The sequence below is a fragment of the Niabella ginsenosidivorans genome (genome assembly GCF_001654455.1).
Classification (GTDB): Bacteria; Bacteroidota; Bacteroidia; order Chitinophagales; family Chitinophagaceae; genus Niabella; species Niabella ginsenosidivorans.
Genome location: NZ_CP015772.1, coordinates 4559141 through 4576452, shown reverse-complemented (window position 1 = coordinate 4576452; position 17312 = coordinate 4559141). Strand labels below are relative to the sequence as shown.

Sequence of the window (17312 nt, the reverse complement as noted above, 5' to 3'; positions counted from 1 at the left end):
GAGTGAAATGAAGAATTTACTGAATATACTATTATTTTTTACGGGGGCGGTTTTATTGTTATGCAGTTGTAATAAAGGCTATCTGGAGCAGCCTCCCAGAGACCGGCTGGATGCGGACCAGTTCTTTAATACCGCCACAGATCTGGAGGTTTATACCAATGATTTTTATGATATGCTGCCGGATTACCATCTTTATGATGCCACTTATGGCCTTTCTGCTTCAGATGACGTTGTATCCCTGATCGAGCCTGCCCAGATTACAGGTACAAGGCTGGTGCCGGTACAAAGAGGCTCCGGTGGCTGGACATGGTCTGATCTGCGGGCCATTAACTTTTTTCTGCAGAATTATCAGAAGTGCCCGGATGAAGCAGCCAGGCATAAATATGGCAGTATTGCCCGGTTCTTCAGGGCTTTTTTCTATTTTGACAAGGTTAAAATGTTTGGTGATGTGCCCTGGTATAACAAGGTGCTCGAAGCCGGGGATGCTGACCTGTACAAGGCCAGGGATCCCAGAACTGTGGTTATGGATTCCGTGCTTGCCGATATCAATGATGCAGTAGAGTATCTGCCGGCAGAAGTGCAGCTCAACAGGATTACAAAGTACACAGCATTGCTCTTAAAAGCGCGTATCTGTTTATATGAAGGCACATTCCGGAAATACCATACGGAGCTGAATTTACAGGGCTCGGCAAATAAATGGCTGCAGGACGCTGCTGATGCAGCAGGGCAGCTGATCAGCTCCCATGCGTATAAACTGTTTACAACCGGAGGGACAGATGCTGCCTACCGCACTCTTTTTGCGCGGAACGACCAGGATGCAACAGAAACCATTCTGGCCAGGGATTACAATCCTACTTTTGCACATCATACCCTGTCTTATTTAATGACCTCTCCTACGCAGGGATCATGGGGCGCTACCAAAGATTTTGTAAACGGCTTTCTGATGGCTGATGGCAGCCGGTTTACAGATATTGCCGGCTACGACACGCTGGGTTTTTACGGAGAGATGCAGCACCGTGATCCACGCCTGACCCAGATTGTGGCAGGCCCCGATTTTAAAGTCTATGGCGAAACAATTGTGGAACCGGTTAACCTGAATATCACCACAACCGGGTATCGCGTAATAAAAGCGCTGGCCACCAGGGATCAATGGGGTGCCAGCAGTGCCTATAATGATATTATCTTATTCCGCTATGCGGAGGCGCTCCTTATCGACGCCGAAGCAAAAGCAGAGCTGGGCACATTAACCCAAACCGATCTCGATAATACCATTAACCAGTTGAGGAGCCGGGCAGGCATGCCCCCTGCAAACCTGGCTCACGACAATGCCGATCCTGATGCTTACCTCGGTGCGGAATATGCCAATGTTACCGGCGCCAATAAAGGGATATTACTGGAAATACGCAGAGAGCGCAGGATTGAAATGTTCAATGAAGGCCAGCGGTGGGACGACCTGATGCGATGGAAAAACGGTAAAAAGCTGGAGCAACCGATGCTGGGCATCTATTTCCCGCGTTTGGGAGCATTTGACTTCAATAACGATGGCAAACCGGATGTGTATCTTTACGATGGAGATGCCTCCGGAGCGCCCGCAGGAGTGACCTCCAAAATCAATATCCGTCAGCGGCCGTTAACCAACGGCACCTCGGGAAATTTTTATCCCTACAGGAATAAAATCCTGTTCCAGGAGCCGAAAGATTACTATTATCCTATTCCTTTAGAGGATCTTACGTTAAATAAAAGTCTTGTTCAAAATCCGGGCTGGTAAAACAGTGAAGATATCCTGCTCATTACCCGCAGATAACTATGCGGCAGTCCGGCAACCGGGCAGCCGCAAAAAAAGAGAAGCCGCGGGAAGCGTAAATAAAAACAGATGATAAGGTGAAGGTAAAACCATACGATCCGGCGCGGCACTTTGGTTAAAGCACTATTCGGACAAACGATAAAAAAGCAAGTAATGAAAACAATAATAATCATGATCCTGCTGCTGGCAGTAAGCGTTATGCCAGCTTGCAAAAAAACATTTGTATCCAATGCACCGCAACAGCTGTCCCATTCAGACAGGCTTCCGGCACAGACGCTTGCAGGGATCGTTGCTGCAAACGACTCGGCCTTTAATGTTACAGCGTATGCAGGATCGGGCACGGCAGGTACTTCTGACGGAACTGCCGGCAATCCGCAAACGGCGCAGTTTAATGCCCCGGAAGGAATTGCTTTTGACTCACATGGCAATTTGTTTGTGGCCGACCGCAATAACGCGGTGATCCGTAAAATTACACCCGCAGGTGTTGTTTCCGTTTTTGCGGGCACACCAGGCACCGCAGGGTATGCCAATGGTACGGGCACGGCTGCTAAATTTGATTACCCCATAAGGCTGGCAATAGACGGCGCTGATAATATTTATGTAGCCGACCGCAACAATGCCCGTATCCGTAAGATTACGCCATCGGCAGTAGTTACCACCATTGCCGGTTCAACGGCCGGCAGCGGCGCCACCCAGTTCAACTGGCCCCTTGATGTGGCAGTTACCGGTGATGGCACCAAAATATATGTGGCAGATGCACATAATAACCGCATACAGCAAATTACCTGCAGCAACGGAACCTATACCACATCCTTGCTGGCGGGCCAAACAACAGCAGGCTTTGCGGGCGGCAATGGTGCAGCCGCAAAGTTTAACAATCCATCAGGGGTGGCTATTGACCGGAATGGGAATGTTATTGTGGCCGACCGCGGTAATAACTGCATCCGCAAAATCACCACAGCAAAAAATGTTTACCGGCTGGCTGGTATTGCCGGCACCTATTATGATGTGGATGCGCCTAATGGAGAAGCTACATTTGGAGAGCCGTTTGGGGTTACCGTAGCCAATGACGGCTGTATCTATGTAACGGACATCGGTTATCACAATATCCGCCGAATCAGCAATCAGGACCTTTTTGTTTCTACAGTGGCCGGTAGCGGCAGTATAGGAAATGCCATCGGTAATTATTCAGGTTTTAATCTCCCCACCTCAATAGCAATTGATCATTCAGGTAATTTTTATGTGGCAGATTGTGCCAATCATAATATCCGGAAAATGGTGCCGGAAACACGGGTGCTGCAGATCACGCATGGGTGGTCGCAGACAACACCTTACCCCGGCATTACCTGGTATAAATACCATGGCAACCGGTTCTGGCTTCCATCAGCCTTTACTGCGGGCAGCGCACCTTACAACAAAAAACAGAATGTGAATGTGCTGGATATTGACCTTTCTGTTAACCACCTTGATTTCAGGGAGTCAGACATTACGCTGGGCGCAAGGCATAAGCTAACAGATATTGTTGGCGCTGATCTTTCCGTGCTGGCTGCATCAACCGGTACCTTTGCAACATATGAAACAGAGCCCACGCCACCGCGCAGCCATGCTTCCTACCTTCGGGTAAACGGTACCACGCTCTGGAATTCAGATCTCCCCAGTTCGGATAAATACTGGCCCTATCATTCGGGCATGTTTTATGTTGCCAGTGACGGGTCCGTTGGCATTGAGAGATGCGATCTGGCCCAGGTACCCTTTAATCCGGCAACAGTAAACCGGAAAGATATGATGTCCGGCGCACCGCTGTTAATCGAAAACAGCGTTCCTGTTGAAATCACCGATCCCGGTACTCCATGGCAGCCTACGCCCCAGAAATTGCGTATTATAATTGCAGCCCGTACTGCGATAGCACTGCCGGTTGTAAACAACCATGTATTGTTAATCTGCGTCGATGGCATCGAGCGTAAAGAAGACGGCACGATTCTTAATGATGGCAGTTGCTACACCCCGCCGCTCAGCTATTATGGTATGACCACGGCGGACCTTACCCAGTTTATACAGCAATTTTTCCATGCCAGAGCCGCGCTGAATTTTGACGGGGGCGGTACCTCTGCTATGGCAATGAGGGGTTATGGCGACAATGGATCTCACAGCGGGTACCTGGGAATTATCAATTATCCTGATTATGATTCACCCTGTTCCGGACTTACGGATAATACAGCTTATGGTCAGCAGCGTACAGTAGGTGAAGCCATTGCCGTGGTGGCAAATTAACCATACTGTTTGCCACTGGGGCAGATACGTTTTTTCCGAAAACAAAAATCAAAAAATAATGAAAAAAATAAAATATACAGTTCTGTTGATCACATGGTGTATAGCCGTACGGGCTTTAGGCAGTTCCCTTTTGCCGGATTCTCTTCCCGGCCCGCTGGCGGTTGGCTATACCATATCGGTGTCAAAGATCACCCCGGAAAGTATGCGCAATGCAAAAGCTGCAGGAATTTCCTGCCTGCAGGTAGGCGTAAATGAGTGGTTTGATGCAAAGGGCAACTTTAAATGGGATGATAATAAAATGATTGCTGAAGCAGCAAGCGCAAAAAAAGCAGCAGAGGCGGCAGGAATAAAAATAGCCGCCATTCATATGGCCTATGGGCAATGGATGGATCTATCCCTTATTGATGAAGCGGTGCGGAAAAAAGTGGTGGCTGCTCATAAAAAAGTGTTGCAGCTCTGCCGGGTGCTGCAACCGGAAGTGGTATTATTTCACCCCAGTTGGTACCTCGATTTGAACCACCGGGAGGAACATATTCTGCAGCTTATAAAATCGGTACGGGAACTGGAAAAGCCGGTAAAGGACATCAGCGCCACCTGCGTTATAGAAAATATGACAGGACCGGAACTGTATGCGGAACGGAAAGGTATAAAATATGAACGGCCGCTTTGCAGAACCGTTGAAGAAATGACCGGTATACTGAACCGGTTGCCTCCGGATATTTACGGCGCGGTTGATATGAACCATATTTTGCATCCGGAGCAATTGATCCTGGCTTTGGACCACCGGTTGAAGTTCATCCATGTTGCAGATGGTGACGGGGCTCATGAGTTGCATTATTACCCCTGTTCCGGTAAGGGAATGAATAACTGGACCGCCATTATTGATGCACTGTATACTGTTGGCTATACAGGGCCTTTTATGTATGAATGCCATTATAAGGAACTGCGTGATCTTACGGTCTGTTACCGGTTCCTGTATCAGCAATACATCCTGAACAAATATATACGGCCGGAATATCAATAGAATAATGACAACAGGATTTGAATTTTTTTTAAGGAAACAAAATAGTTATTCATAAAATGAAACCCTTTTCTGTTATTGCAGTTGTGCTCTGTCTTGTTTCCTCGTCACTTATGTCCTATTGCCAGAAGGGCAGTTATCAGGAGGAAACGAAGATCTTACAAAAACGGATCTTTTATTGCCTGGATGCAATAGAAGAGTGCCCTTCAGTATATAAAGCCTTTTATTCTGATACTGTTTTGCAAAGGTTCATGAAACAAAAATGCACCCTGCTGCAAAAAGCAATAGATGCATGTGCTCATCTCTCTTGCGTTGCCAATGCAATTCTGATAAAGCCGGAAGAAGATTCAGTGGTAGCGCTGCAATTCAGTAACCTGTATCAAAAAAACAGTCAGATCCGGCAATGGGTCAGGGATCGTATACGGGCTACGGGTTTTTACAGGTTAGGCGATTCCCTTTCCGATGCCTCTTTATTCATCCGGGCATGGGAAGAGGCATCCGGGGGAATCAATTATATTATTAACGCGTACCTTAAAAACGAAGGCTTGCAGTATCCTAAAGTAGACTCCGCCGCTTTTTATGTAAAGAATAGCAGCTATTTGGATTCGGTCAGGCATCTTATCACCTCCACACTTGCAAGCGAAAAAGAAGACAGCCTGTTTTTTCAGCCGCTGCTTCACATCTGTCTGAAGATATTACTGCTGAATGGCCGGGATGAAGCGGCACGGTTGCTTCCACTGAAGAAGGTAAATGAACGGCCATATCAGCAGATCCGTTCCGTTCAATGGAAGCGTTTTCCTTTTAGCACCATTCTGGTTTTTGGAGAGGGGCCGGAAACTGACGAGCCGATTAGTATGCACAATAAAGAAAGATGCGCCGCTGCTGCTGCGTTGTTCAGAGCCGGTAAAGCTCCTTTTATAATGGTTAGTGGGGGGTATGTTCATCCCTTTCAGACAAAATACTGTGAGGCCGTGCAAATGAAAAAATACCTAACAGACAGCCTGGCCATTCCGGATGTTGCGATCATTATAGAACCTCATGCCCGCCATACCACAACCAATATCCGGAACGCAAACCGTATTATATATGAGTGCAAAATTCCGGCGGATAAACCTGTTTTGGGTGTAAGCAGCGCCAGTCATATTCAGTACATCGCGGGGAAAAGTTTTGAACGGGTATGCAGGAGGGATTTAAAATACCTTCCTTTTAAACGCATGAAACATTTAACGGATGAAACGGTGGCATTTTATCCGTCTCCGCTTTCATTACAGATCAATACAGGAGACCCTTTGGATCCGTAAAATCCGTCCCCTTTGCTAAGAAAAAGGAACCCTCGGGGCTGGTAAATAAAAAACAGGTCAAAAATTTTACTGAAAACCAATTAGTTATAAGGTTGCTATTAAAAATAGTTCCTTTTTTTCATTGTTTTTAGCATGGGCACAACTACCTTTGCAGTCCTTTAGAAAAAGGGCCGGGGGTTAGCCCGGCATTACTTAAAAAATTAAATAATAAAATGAGCAAACAACATTTCACCACAAAACATGCGAACGAGGCTACCGTGCAGCGTAACTGGTACGTTGTAGATGGTACTAATCAAACCGTAGGACGTATGTGTTCCCGTATTGCCGCTATCTTACGCGGAAAGCACAAAGCCAGCTATACTCCTCACGTGGATACTGGCGACTATATTATTGTGATCAACTGCGAAAAAGTAAAACTGTCCGGTAATAAAATAGATCAGAAAGTATATGACACTTATAGCGGGTACCCCGGTGGCCGCAAGGAAGAGGCAGCTGCTGACCTTCAAAAACGCCGTCCGGAAGTAATTATTGAAAGAGCCGTAAAAGGAATGCTTCCTAAAAACCGTTTAGGCCGTAAAATGTACAAAAAATTATTTGTATATGCAGGAGCTGTTCATCCGCACACTGCACAACAGCCTAAAGAACTTAAATTCTAATAATTAAACTAAAGTAGTCCTTTAAAGGAACAAATCAATAAATATGGAAAAGCAAAAAAATGCTGTAGGACGCCGTAAAGAAGCCATTACCCGTGTTTTTTTATCAAAGGGTACTGGTGCCATTACTGTTAACAACAAAGATTATAAGACCTACTTTTCCCTGGTGTATCTGCAAAACCAGGTAGAGCGCCCGCTGAAAACTATTGAAGCGGCTGATAAATTTGATATAAAGATCACTGCAACAGGTGGTGGTATTAAAGGCCAGGCGGAAGCTGCTATGCTGGGTATAGCCCGTGCACTGGTTGATGTTAATGCTGAGTATCGGCCTGCTTTAAAAGCGGCGGGTCTGTTAAAAAGAGATCCGCGTTCTGTTGAGCGTAAGAAATTTGGTCACAAAAAAGCAAGGAAAAGCTACCAGTTCAGTAAACGATAATGGCAAATGGTTCATAGTTCATTGCTATGAGCTATTAACCATGAACTATGAACATTTAAAATTAATTTTCAATTTTATAAGATGGAAAATAATACGAACAATACATCATTACAACAGCAGCTTTTAGAAGCAGGTGTACATTTTGGGCACTTAAAAAAGAAATGGAACCCCAAGATGCTGCCTTATATCTTTGCTGAAAAGAAAGGGATCCACATCATCGACCTGAATAAAACAGTGGAATGCCTGCAGGAAACAGCCGCGGCTATGAAGCAAATTGCCCGTAGCGGTAAAAAGATCCTTTTTGTAGGTACAAAGAAGCAGGCAAAGGATATTGTTACTGAGTGCGCACAAAGAGTGAGCATGCCTTATGTAACAGAACGCTGGCTGGGTGGCATGTTAACCAACTTCAATACAGTGCGTAAGTCTGTAAAGAAAATGCAGAGCATTGAAAAAATGCTGAGCGACGGTTCTTTTGACAGCATTACTAAAAAAGAACGCCTCACATTAACGCGCGATAAAGATAAAATGGAAAAAGTATTGGGAGGTATTGCCCAGTTGGGCCGTGTACCTGCTGCTTTATTCATTATTGATATAGGCCATGAGCATATTGCACTGGCAGAAGCAAAACGTTTGGGCATCACCACTTTTGGTGTTGTGGATACCAACGGAGATCCTAATAAAGTGGATTTTGCAATTCCTGCCAATGATGATGCTACAAAATCAATAGCGATCATTGTAAATTATATTACTGCGGCAATTGCTGAAGGCTTAAGCGAAAGACAAGCTGCTAAAGACGAGGATGTGGAAGATAATTTTGCAGACGAAAAAGAAAAACAGGCTGCTAAATTACAGGCTGAAGCTGAAGCAGAAGCCGGACGTGGCAGTCGCAGCCGCACAGGTGCTACAGGTGCCACAGGTCAGCGCCGCAGAACAACCACTGGCGGTGGTTCAAGAAGCGGAACGCCGAGAAAATAAGATCAGTTTAAGGTATGGTATCTGATCATTGGTCAAATACCGGTAAATAAACAGAAAGATGTATTGTGAAGAGGGCATTGTTTAAAAGGCAAAACCTCAAATGTGAAACCTGCCCGTCTGGTCAGGCGGGCTTAAACCCCAAACAAAAATGAGTACAGTTACAATAACCGCACAGGACATTAATAAGTTACGCCAGGCTACAGGCGCTGGTATGATGGATTGCCGCAAAGCATTAACAGAAACAAACGGCGATTTTGAAGCTGCTATTGACTGGTTGCGTAAGCAAGGCCAGAAAGTGGCTGCAAAAAGAAGCGACCGTGAGGCAAAAGAAGGCGTGGTGATCGCTCAGACAACTGCTGATAATCAATCAGGCATCGTTGTATGTGTGAGCTGTGAAACAGATTTTGTATCCAAGAACGAAGATTTCGTTGCTTTTGTAAAAAGCATTGCTGATGCAGCTGTTGCTAACAATGTAAAAAGCATCGATGAGCTGAATGCTGCTGAAATTAATGGAGCCAAAGTAGCAGATCTGGTAAATGATAAACTGGCTGCTATCGGCGAAAAGATCGGCATCACCAAATTTGAAAGGGTAGATGCTCCTTACGTAGCTTCCTATATTCATGGTGCTTACCGTATAGGCGTATTGGTTGGTTTGGATAAAGCTGCTCCTGAAGTTGGTAAGGATGTTGCCATGCAGGTGGCTGCATTAAGCCCTGTAGCTGTAGATGCAGCCAGCGTTCCGGCTGATGTGATTGCACGCGAGAAGGCAGTTATTATGGATATTATGAAAGAAGATCCCAAAATGGCCGGCAAGCCGGAAGAGATGCTTGCAAAAATTGCTGAAGGGAAATTAGGCGCTTTCTTTAAAGAGCAAACCTTAACCGCCCAGGCTTTTGTAAAAGATGCCGGTAAATCGGTTGCAGATTATTTAAAAGAAAACGGCGATGTAAAAGTTACTGAATTTAAAAGAGTAGCTTTAGGATAAACCCTGAACCTATAAGGTCCCCATGACCTTATAGGTTTATAAAAGAAATAGCTTTAAAGCGCTCCGCAAGGGGCGCTTTTGCTTTTAATGAAGCTTTATAATGTTTATACGAAAAAGTATTGTCATCCTGGCGAAGGAAGTTTGTCAAATGAATTATGGTTCGACAAGCTCACCACAACATTGCTTATTGAACGGATTTTAATCTAAAAGGTATTACTTAGGCCGGAATATTCCGGTAGTATCAGTTTTATAACGCACGGCTTTATTCAAACAATGCTTCCATGGTTAGCTCATTATCTGCAAACTGCTGGCGATACTCATTATCGGCCACCCCGTAAGTCGTTATAAAGGTCAGTAATACTGTTTTACGGGGAGGAAGCTGTTGGCGGAAAGCGTTTAGTTTTTGCTGTAATACCTGGCTGTACCGTTTATCAATAATAAACTGGTGAATGTTGAACTTAATTTCACAGATATGCACGGTATCATCACTCCTGTTTAACAGGAGATCTATCTGGGCACCATCTGTAGCCTTATTGCCCGGCTGGTACCAGGAGGAATAAGAAGTGTGCATACCCCATATGCCCAGGGCCTTTTTGAGCTGGGGCACATGCTTGATGCATATATTTTCAAAGGCATACCCACACCAGGCACTATATTTTTGTGTCTGGCTGATCGAAAGCCAGTCGTTCTCCTGCTTGTTGCCTTGCATAAACTTCAGGTAGAACAGGGAAAATTCATCAGCCAGACGAAAAAGGCTTTCTTTCTTTTTTTTATCATAGGGCTCTGTCCTTTCCACAAACCCGCTAACGATCAGCTCCTTCAGAACAGCGCTCAGGCCGCCTCCGGATAAAAGCTTTCCCGTAGCCAGCAATTCATTGCGGGTGAGCCCTTTATTCTTCTTTGCCAGCGCTTCTATCACCTGTATATGTTTCTCATGGTGGCTGAACAGGGCTGCATACAGGTTTTGAAATTCATTCACCAGGGCGCCATTAGGAGCAAAGCAACAGCGATTGATGGTTTGTTGTAAACTCTCGCCCCGCTTTACCGCGTTCAGATAATGGGGAATGCCTCCTGTTACCATATACAACTGTAAAACCTGGTAATCACTGAAGCGGATGTTGCGCTGCCGGAGATAGGTTCTGGTTTCCTGCAGGGTGAAAGGCTGCAGTTGTATGTGCTGTGTAATCCGGTTATGCAGGCCCCCTTTATTGTTGACAATTTTCCGGATCATCCAGGAAGCCGCTGAGCCGCATATGATAACCAGCAGATCGGGCCTTTCTGACAGATACATGTTCCAGAAATATCCAAAGGCGGATAGAAAGCCGGATTTATGCGTGTCGAGCCAGGGAAGTTCATCAAAGAAGAGCACCTTTTTGCCTTTTCTGTCAAGAGTATCCAGGCATTGCCGGAGCAGTATGAATGCCTGCTGCCAACTGGCCGGAGGCAGCAGTTGTTGCCGGGCCGGGAACCAGGTATTGAGCTGTTGCTGGAAATTCACAAGCTGAATATCCGTGCTTCCGCCCGATTGCCCGCTGCAGGAGAACCTCAGCTGATCTGCATAAAAATTTTTGATCAGATAAGTTTTCCCAACTCTCCGCCGGCCGTAAACAGCCAGTAATTCTGCCTGGTTACTTTGCAGCAATTGCGCCAGCAGCTTTATTTCCTCTTTGCGCCCGATGATTACCTGTTTCATAAACGCTATTATTATTTGCCAAAACTATGAAATTAAACACACATTTGGCAACTAATTATAATAATTATCTGCCAAATATACTAAATAATAATAAGATTTGGCGACTAATAACTTGAAGCGCGCGCAAGGCATGATTATTAAAACGTTTAAAACCCTTCGGTCGGGTTGGCCATTTCAGGGTCATCCTCCAGTAAAAAGGCATTAAAGCCGGAGCCCACATCGCTTTCATAAAGGTCTTTTACCGAACCGAAGCCGATAGCATCTTTCATTTGCCCGGCCTGTATGGTCTCTGAGGCCTTGCGTACACTATTTTTCCCGTAACGGTCTTTTATCGTATACATCACTTTGCGCAGCTTGTCCTTTTGCATGCGGTTGTCAAAAAGGTTGTATTGCAAATGAGCGGCGTTTATAAAATCGCCGATTACCACTCCCATTGCCATCATGTTTTTACGGAGGATCTTTTTGCAGGGAAACTGTTTTTCTGCCTCTGCCATCCGCAGTTCAATGTAGCGGATCATTTCTAATGCATCCTGTAAGGGCTGTCCCGGTTTTACAGAGGTTTTCCAGGGAGCATCGTTATAATAACTGGCAAAAAAATAAATCTCACGGCAAAATACATCCTGTTTAACCATCCGTTGCTCTAACCGGGTGCACAAAGAAACAAGCATGGACATAAGGGCATCCCTGCTGGAGCGGGTGGCGGCAGACAGGCTGCGCATGGCGCTCATCCTTTTATATTCCCAGGTATACAGATCTACTTCCCCGAAATGAAGCCGGTAATACCAGTAATTGCCGGTGACTCCGCCAAAGGCTTTGCGCAGCAGGGCTTCTGAGGCGCTCCGCATTTGCAGCGGGGTGGTAATGCCTGCCCGGTGCAACCGGCGTTCATTGGCACGGGCAATGCCCGGAAGATCAGTTAGCTGCATATGGGCAAGGTAAGCATCAAGGTTCTCCGGTGTAAGGTAGATCAGGCCATCCGGTTTTTGAAGCTCCGTAGCCAGCTTGGCTAAGAAAACATTGGCTGCTATGCCTATGGAGCAGGTAACATAAGAACCTATCTGTTCAGCAATATCTTTCTTGATCTTCTTTGCCAGCGCTATAACATCTTTATGTATATAGGCATAATGGGTAAGGTCTACCACGGCTTCATCAATGCTTTTGGGAATGACATCGCTGCAGTAAGAAAGCAGGATGTTCATGATTTTTACATGGATGCGGCGGTAGGCTACCGGTCGCGTAGGTACCATAACAAAACCGGGGCAGAGGGCCTTGCATTCGGAAACCTGCATTCCTGTTCTGATGCCAGCCTTTTTGGCCTCTTTTGATGCGGCAATGACTACGGCATTAGGACCGGGATAGGGGCAAACGCCAATCGGTTTATGACGCAGCTCTTCCCTTAATTGCTGCTCGCAACTGGCGAAATAGCTGTTCATGTCGATGTACATGATCAGTGATCCCGGCCTTTGCCTTGCTATAATATTTCCATTATAACGAGTGAACATAAGATTTGCTGCAATAAAAATACTAAATTTTTTAGTATTTTAAGCTTTTATCTGTAATCGGCCCTGTGCTGCCGGTTAGCAGACAGCATAAAAAACTGACCCGGAGCAGGAAAGCAGCTTTAAGACACTCAACAAGGCGCGGGTGCTTTTACGCAGGCTCTGCCGTACCCTGGTTTTAGAAATTATATACAAACCCCATGGTCGTTCCTGTTGTTGTCAGGGAAATGCTTTCCTTTTTCTTATGTTTACTAATGGCCCATAACGTAATGCCTCCGGCAAATAATGGCGCAAACAGGTGCCAGGGTAGCGCCCGTGTAGTATTTCTGATGCCGCCTTTTGTTCTCATAAGCGACCTGGCTATTATCCCTTGCAAGCTTTATTCCTATAGCCGTTCCTGCAGCGCCGGCAGCTGTTAAGATCATGCCGGTGATCCGGAGTTTTTTCCATTGCGCATTCGGTTGGGTTGAGGACAGGTTCAAAGCTGGTTCTTGCTGGAAAACAGCTTTTTTTGCCCATAACCCGGCTATACGATCCTGAGCCTGCAAATGATGTAAAAAACAGTTGAGTATTAAGGTTAAAACCCCATACAGCAGTACCTGGAAGTGTTTCATTTGTTGACTGATTTAATAATTAAAACGTCTTGTAGGGCGCAACAAAGGAAGTTTTTCGTCCTGTCTTTTGAAAAAATAACGGGTAAATCCGGTAAGATCATGAAGCCGTTTATGAGTAGGTAAAAACCGCTGCATCAAAAATTCCATCTGACCAGGAAAAGTGTGCTTTATTCCGGGAGGTACCTTTTGAGCCAGCAAAAGGGAGCAGGAAAGATATAAGGCACTGAATGACTGCGAAGTAATTAAAACGGACAGGATAAAAAAGAAAAGCGGGGGTAAATAGTTACAAAGCGGTAAAAGATGCCACAGGTTGTAATAGGGTTGCGTTTGGCAGGATGCCAATATTACCATCAGGAGCTTACTGTCTATGAAGTAAAGAAACTGTAAGGCGGGCCCGGTATACAACCGTTTTACAGTTTTATGCAATTAAAATGTATAGGCAATTTTTGCAGAGTTCCCGCCAACGTCTATATGTACCCTGTCGGCATATTTTTTTAAGCGATTGTTCCCGATTGCCTACATTGTAATACCACCACCTGCTGCTAAAAAAGGGCTGCCTTTTTGAGACGGCCACTTTTCTATTTAAAAAAATTAAACAGCTACATTAAATAAAACGCTTCTTTTTGAAGTTGTTTCCGTTACCATTACGACGGTTATTATTATTGCCATTGCCGTTACTGCCATTGTTGCTGCGCTGTTGAAATTTATTGCGTTTGCTGTTAAAGTTTCCTTTGTCGCGGCCATTATCCTGTCGGAAAACTTTTACACTGGGCGTATTGGTAAATGTAAGCTGTCCGTTTGTGATTTCGCTTAATTCGCTCTGGATGGCATCATCATGTACAATCTCCTTGTGCCAGTTGCTGTAAGCCAGCTTCATGTAATAGGCAATGCTGTTGGCAAATCCCTGTTTTTTTTCAGGGTCTGTTTCCTCTAAGGCTTTTTCAATAAGGCCTTCCAGGTTAGAGCCCAGGTGCGCCAGTTTGGAACTGCGCGTTGGGTAGGGAACAGGTTCAGGCTTAGCCCTCAGCTCTTCCGGCGTTGGCTTGGGGTAAGGGGCATCCACTTCCAGTTTAAAATCGGATATTTCAAAAAGATGATCCCATAGCTTATGTTTATAATCTTCCACATTTTTCAGGGACGGGTTTAAAATGGCCATCAACTCAATAATAGATTGGGCATTTTTCTTTCTTTTTTCCGGGTCTTCAATGGTTTGGATATATTCCACCATTTTTTGCACATTGCGGCCATACTCCCGCATGATCAGCTTATTCCTTGTTGTATTATACTCCATAAAATGAATTGGGATCGCTCAAATGTAACAGTTCTAATATATTCGGATACGTTATACCTTTGCAGCTGGCTACAAAGATAAAAGGAAATAGTTTTTAATTAAAAAGAAATTTCGGCTAATACCTGTTAAAAGTGAAGATTGGAATTTATAGCGCCGCGCTAAAAAAAACAATAACCCAGAATGTTTTTAATATGTTGCTAATCAGCGAAGTGGGCCGGTTATTGCCCCCCGGATCACTACTGGCGTTTTGCCGGGAACAATTAACAGAGCTGACATTTTTTGACATTACTGTTCCGGTAAAACCGGTTAAAAGCTCCGTTTTTGGGCTTTTGGGAAGCGTTGCTGAGCGGGGTTTTGCAATGCCCATGCTGTTAAAGAAAGAAAAGATCAGTACGCTGATTATTTTTGATACAGGGGATGTGCTTTCAGCCCCGGTAAACCAGTTTCTGATTTTGAATGATCAGTACCGGTATCATAAAAAAGATGCTGCGGCCTTTCGGAAGCTAAAAAGAATCGTTGTCAGTTCCCTTCTGCTTAAAGAATATTTGCTGGAAAATGCAGCAGCGCCTGCGGAAAAAATCATAGTGCTCTCCGGCCTTTTGCGGCGTAGCCTGAAACCGGCAGACGTATTGGGAACAATGGCTTTTAAAGATGCTTTAACAGGCGGAAAAGAATTTTTTATCTGTAATGATGAGCAGTGGACAAAGGAAAAGCTGGTTGTTCTTCTGAAAGCGTTTTCCCGGTTTAAGAAAATGCAGCAAACCAGTTGGAAGCTGTTGCTTACCCAAAGGGGAGAGGACCCCCGTGCGTCTTTCAACCCGGTATTTGAAGCGTTAAAGAATTACAGGTATAAGGAGGACGTTGTACTGTTCCAAAGCTCCGGCAATGAACAGTATGCCCAGGCATTATCCGCTGCCTACATGGCTGTATCCTTGCAGGAAGGCCCCGGTTATCCAGCCGGTATCATGGAAGCGCTTTGTTGCGGAACCCCGGTCATTGTGCCGGAAGGGCTGGAGCACAGCGCCGGCTTTTCACTTCCTTCGTATTCGGAAAAAGATGAGGAGCCTCTGGCAAAAAAAATGATGGAACAGTATAAAAATGAGGGGTTGCGTCATAAATATGCTGATGCCCTCAGAAAGAGGCCGGTGATCAGTTATCCCGGAAATGGTTTGGACGAGCTGTTGAAGCACTTGTTGCCCGCCTGATATTGAATGCTTACATTTGCGCTTTATAAGTATTGATGTATGAAGTCTACAATTACCATTGATGTGGAACTGGATGAAAATAAAGTGCCACAGGATATTACCTGGAATGCAACCGCCAGCACGGCTGAGCAGGCAAGGAGGGCAAAAGCTGTAATGCTGTCGCTTTGGGATGGTGCAGAAAGAACTGCTTTACGGATTGATTTATGGACAAAAGAGATGATGGTGGATGAGATGGCCGATTTTTTTTATCAGTCGATCATGACGATGGCCGATGCTTATGGCCGGGCCACTCAATATCAGGACCAGGTAAACGATATGAAAACCTTTGCACGGGATTTTTATAAAAAATTTCAGCAGAAACAACTGGAACAGCAAAAAGCTACCTGACAGGAACAGCCGGATCCTCATTCCGGTCCCTATAACTATCCGGACTCAACTCTCAATTCTCGAATCTCAAATTTTAAAACTATGTCTTTAGAACAAACGGTCAATGATGATATAAAGAAAGCAATGCTGGCCAGGGATGAAGCTGGCCTTCGTAGTTTACGTGCCATAAAAGCGGCAATCCTGCTGGCTAAAACAGCTGAAGGTGCAAAAGATGCCTTAAGTGCAGAAGATGAAATAAAACTGGTTCAAAAGCTGGTAAAGCAGCGGAAAGATTCTTTGGAGATTTTTGAAAAGCAAAACCGAGCGGATCTTGCCAAAAAGGAAAAAGAAGAAATTGAGGTAATGGAAAAATACCTTCCTGCCCAGTTAAGCGCTGAAGACTTAAAGCCAATCATCCGGAAGATTATTGAGCAAACAGGTGCTTCGGGGCCCTCTGATATGGGAAAAGTAATGGGAGTAGCCACAAAAGAATTGGCCGGAAAAGCAGAAGGAAAGGCTATTTCAGCTGTAGTAAAGGAGTTGTTGGCCCAATGAGCAGCTTTTAAATGATCCTGGACCTCATTTTTGGCATTTTATTATGCCTGGCAGTCTTTAAAGGATATCGTAAAGGGCTCATTGTTGGGGTTTTCTCCTATCTGGCTTTTATCATCGGGCTGGCTGCTGCAATGAAGCTCTCAACCGTAGTGGCAGGGAAGATTGGTGCCATTGTAAAGATTTCGGATAAATGGCTGCCGGTCATAGCTTTTGCCGTTGTATTGATCGGGGTCATTCTCCTGGTAAGATGGCTGGCAAAGCTTATTCAGCTGACTTTTGAAAAAGTGATGCTGGGTTGGGTGAACAGGCTGGGTGGTATATTGTTTTTTGTGATGCTTTACCTGGCAGGGTATTCCATTTTCCTGTTTTATATGAACCAACTCAATCTGCTGCCGGAGACGGTCCGGTCAAAATCTGCAACATTTGAGTTTACGCAGCTGTTTGGAAAACGCGCCATTGATTTTGTAGGCGCTCTTATACCCGCTTTTAAAGGAATGTTTGGGCAATTGGAACAGTTCTTCGAAAATTCTGTTAAATAAAAATTAATACACTCACGGTTATTTTCTTTAATCTTTTTTTTCAGAATTTAATACTTTTATATAAATAAACATTCTGATCGATTATTAAAATCAATATATTAGCG

The 17312-nt window shown here is 45.0% G+C and carries 16 protein-coding genes; 12 read left to right on the top strand and 4 right to left on the bottom strand.

What is annotated here, in order from left to right:
- The first annotated feature begins 7 nt into the window (after positions 1-7).
- From A8C56_RS19350 to tsf, 8 genes are all read left to right on the top strand, one after another.
- The gene (locus tag A8C56_RS19350) at positions 8-1768 is read left to right on the top strand and encodes a RagB/SusD family nutrient uptake outer membrane protein (RefSeq protein WP_067759733.1); all 1761 of its coding nucleotides are present in this window, start codon (positions 8-10) and stop codon (positions 1766-1768) included.
- A 189-nt stretch (positions 1769-1957) separates the two neighbouring features.
- The gene (locus tag A8C56_RS19340) at positions 1958-4075 is read left to right on the top strand and encodes a phosphodiester glycosidase family protein (protein ID WP_084490290.1); all 2118 of its coding nucleotides are present in this window, start codon (positions 1958-1960) and stop codon (positions 4073-4075) included.
- A gap of 58 nt (positions 4076-4133) precedes the next feature.
- Complete coding sequence (locus A8C56_RS19335) at positions 4134-5099, top strand: sugar phosphate isomerase/epimerase family protein (protein WP_067759725.1); 966 nt, start codon at positions 4134-4136, stop codon at positions 5097-5099.
- Positions 5100-5155: 56 nt separating this feature from the next.
- Positions 5156-6397, top strand: a complete 1242-nt coding sequence (locus A8C56_RS19330; RefSeq protein WP_084490289.1) for a YdcF family protein — start codon at positions 5156-5158, stop codon at positions 6395-6397.
- A 212-nt stretch (positions 6398-6609) separates the two neighbouring features.
- A complete protein-coding gene (rplM, locus tag A8C56_RS19325; protein ID WP_067759720.1) occupies positions 6610-7053 on the top strand; it encodes a 50S ribosomal protein L13 in 444 nt (147 codons plus the stop codon).
- Between the two features lie 43 nt (positions 7054-7096).
- On the top strand, positions 7097-7486 hold the full coding sequence (gene rpsI / locus A8C56_RS19320; protein ID WP_067759717.1) for a 30S ribosomal protein S9: 390 nt from the start codon (positions 7097-7099) through the stop codon (positions 7484-7486).
- An 81-nt stretch (positions 7487-7567) separates the two neighbouring features.
- Positions 7568-8461: a 30S ribosomal protein S2 gene (gene rpsB / locus A8C56_RS19315; protein ID WP_067759716.1), complete on the top strand. Its 894-nt coding sequence runs from the start codon at positions 7568-7570 to the stop codon at positions 8459-8461.
- 148 nt (positions 8462-8609) lie between these two features.
- On the top strand, positions 8610-9446 hold the full coding sequence (gene tsf, locus A8C56_RS19310) for a translation elongation factor Ts (protein ID WP_067759715.1): 837 nt from the start codon (positions 8610-8612) through the stop codon (positions 9444-9446).
- 262 nt (positions 9447-9708) lie between these two features.
- Here the strand turns inward: tsf and A8C56_RS19305 are convergent, their stop codons facing one another.
- The 4 genes from A8C56_RS19305 to A8C56_RS19285 form a co-directional block, all read right to left on the bottom strand.
- Positions 9709-11139, bottom strand: a complete 1431-nt coding sequence (locus A8C56_RS19305; protein WP_067759714.1) for an AAA family ATPase — start codon at positions 11137-11139, stop codon at positions 9709-9711.
- 146 nt (positions 11140-11285) lie between these two features.
- Positions 11286-12641: a DNA polymerase Y family protein gene (locus A8C56_RS19300; protein WP_084490288.1), complete on the bottom strand. Its 1356-nt coding sequence runs from the start codon at positions 12639-12641 to the stop codon at positions 11286-11288.
- Positions 12642-12889: 248 nt separating this feature from the next.
- Positions 12890-13252 (bottom strand): hypothetical protein, encoded by a 363-nt coding sequence (locus A8C56_RS19295; RefSeq protein WP_067759711.1) that lies wholly within the window; start codon positions 13250-13252, stop codon positions 12890-12892.
- A 604-nt stretch (positions 13253-13856) separates the two neighbouring features.
- Positions 13857-14543: a DUF4290 domain-containing protein gene (locus A8C56_RS19285; protein ID WP_067759706.1), complete on the bottom strand. Its 687-nt coding sequence runs from the start codon at positions 14541-14543 to the stop codon at positions 13857-13859.
- Between the two features lie 131 nt (positions 14544-14674).
- On the opposite strand from A8C56_RS19285, the gene A8C56_RS19280 reads away from it, so the two are divergent.
- The 4 genes from A8C56_RS19280 (at position 14675) to A8C56_RS19265 (ending at position 17208) form a co-directional block, all read left to right on the top strand.
- Positions 14675-15748 carry a glycosyltransferase family protein gene (locus tag A8C56_RS19280; protein WP_067759704.1) on the top strand — a complete coding sequence of 358 codons (1074 nt, stop codon included), beginning with the start codon at positions 14675-14677 and terminating at the stop codon, positions 15746-15748.
- A 39-nt stretch (positions 15749-15787) separates the two neighbouring features.
- Positions 15788-16135, top strand: a complete 348-nt coding sequence (gene gldC / locus A8C56_RS19275; protein ID WP_067759702.1) for a gliding motility protein GldC — start codon at positions 15788-15790, stop codon at positions 16133-16135.
- Between the two features lie 81 nt (positions 16136-16216).
- A complete protein-coding gene (locus A8C56_RS19270) occupies positions 16217-16669 on the top strand; it encodes a GatB/YqeY domain-containing protein (RefSeq protein ID WP_067759700.1) in 453 nt (150 codons plus the stop codon).
- An 11-nt stretch (positions 16670-16680) separates the two neighbouring features.
- Positions 16681-17208, top strand: a complete 528-nt coding sequence (locus A8C56_RS19265) for a CvpA family protein (protein ID WP_067759698.1) — start codon at positions 16681-16683, stop codon at positions 17206-17208.
- Positions 17209-17312: the final 104 nt, after the last annotated feature.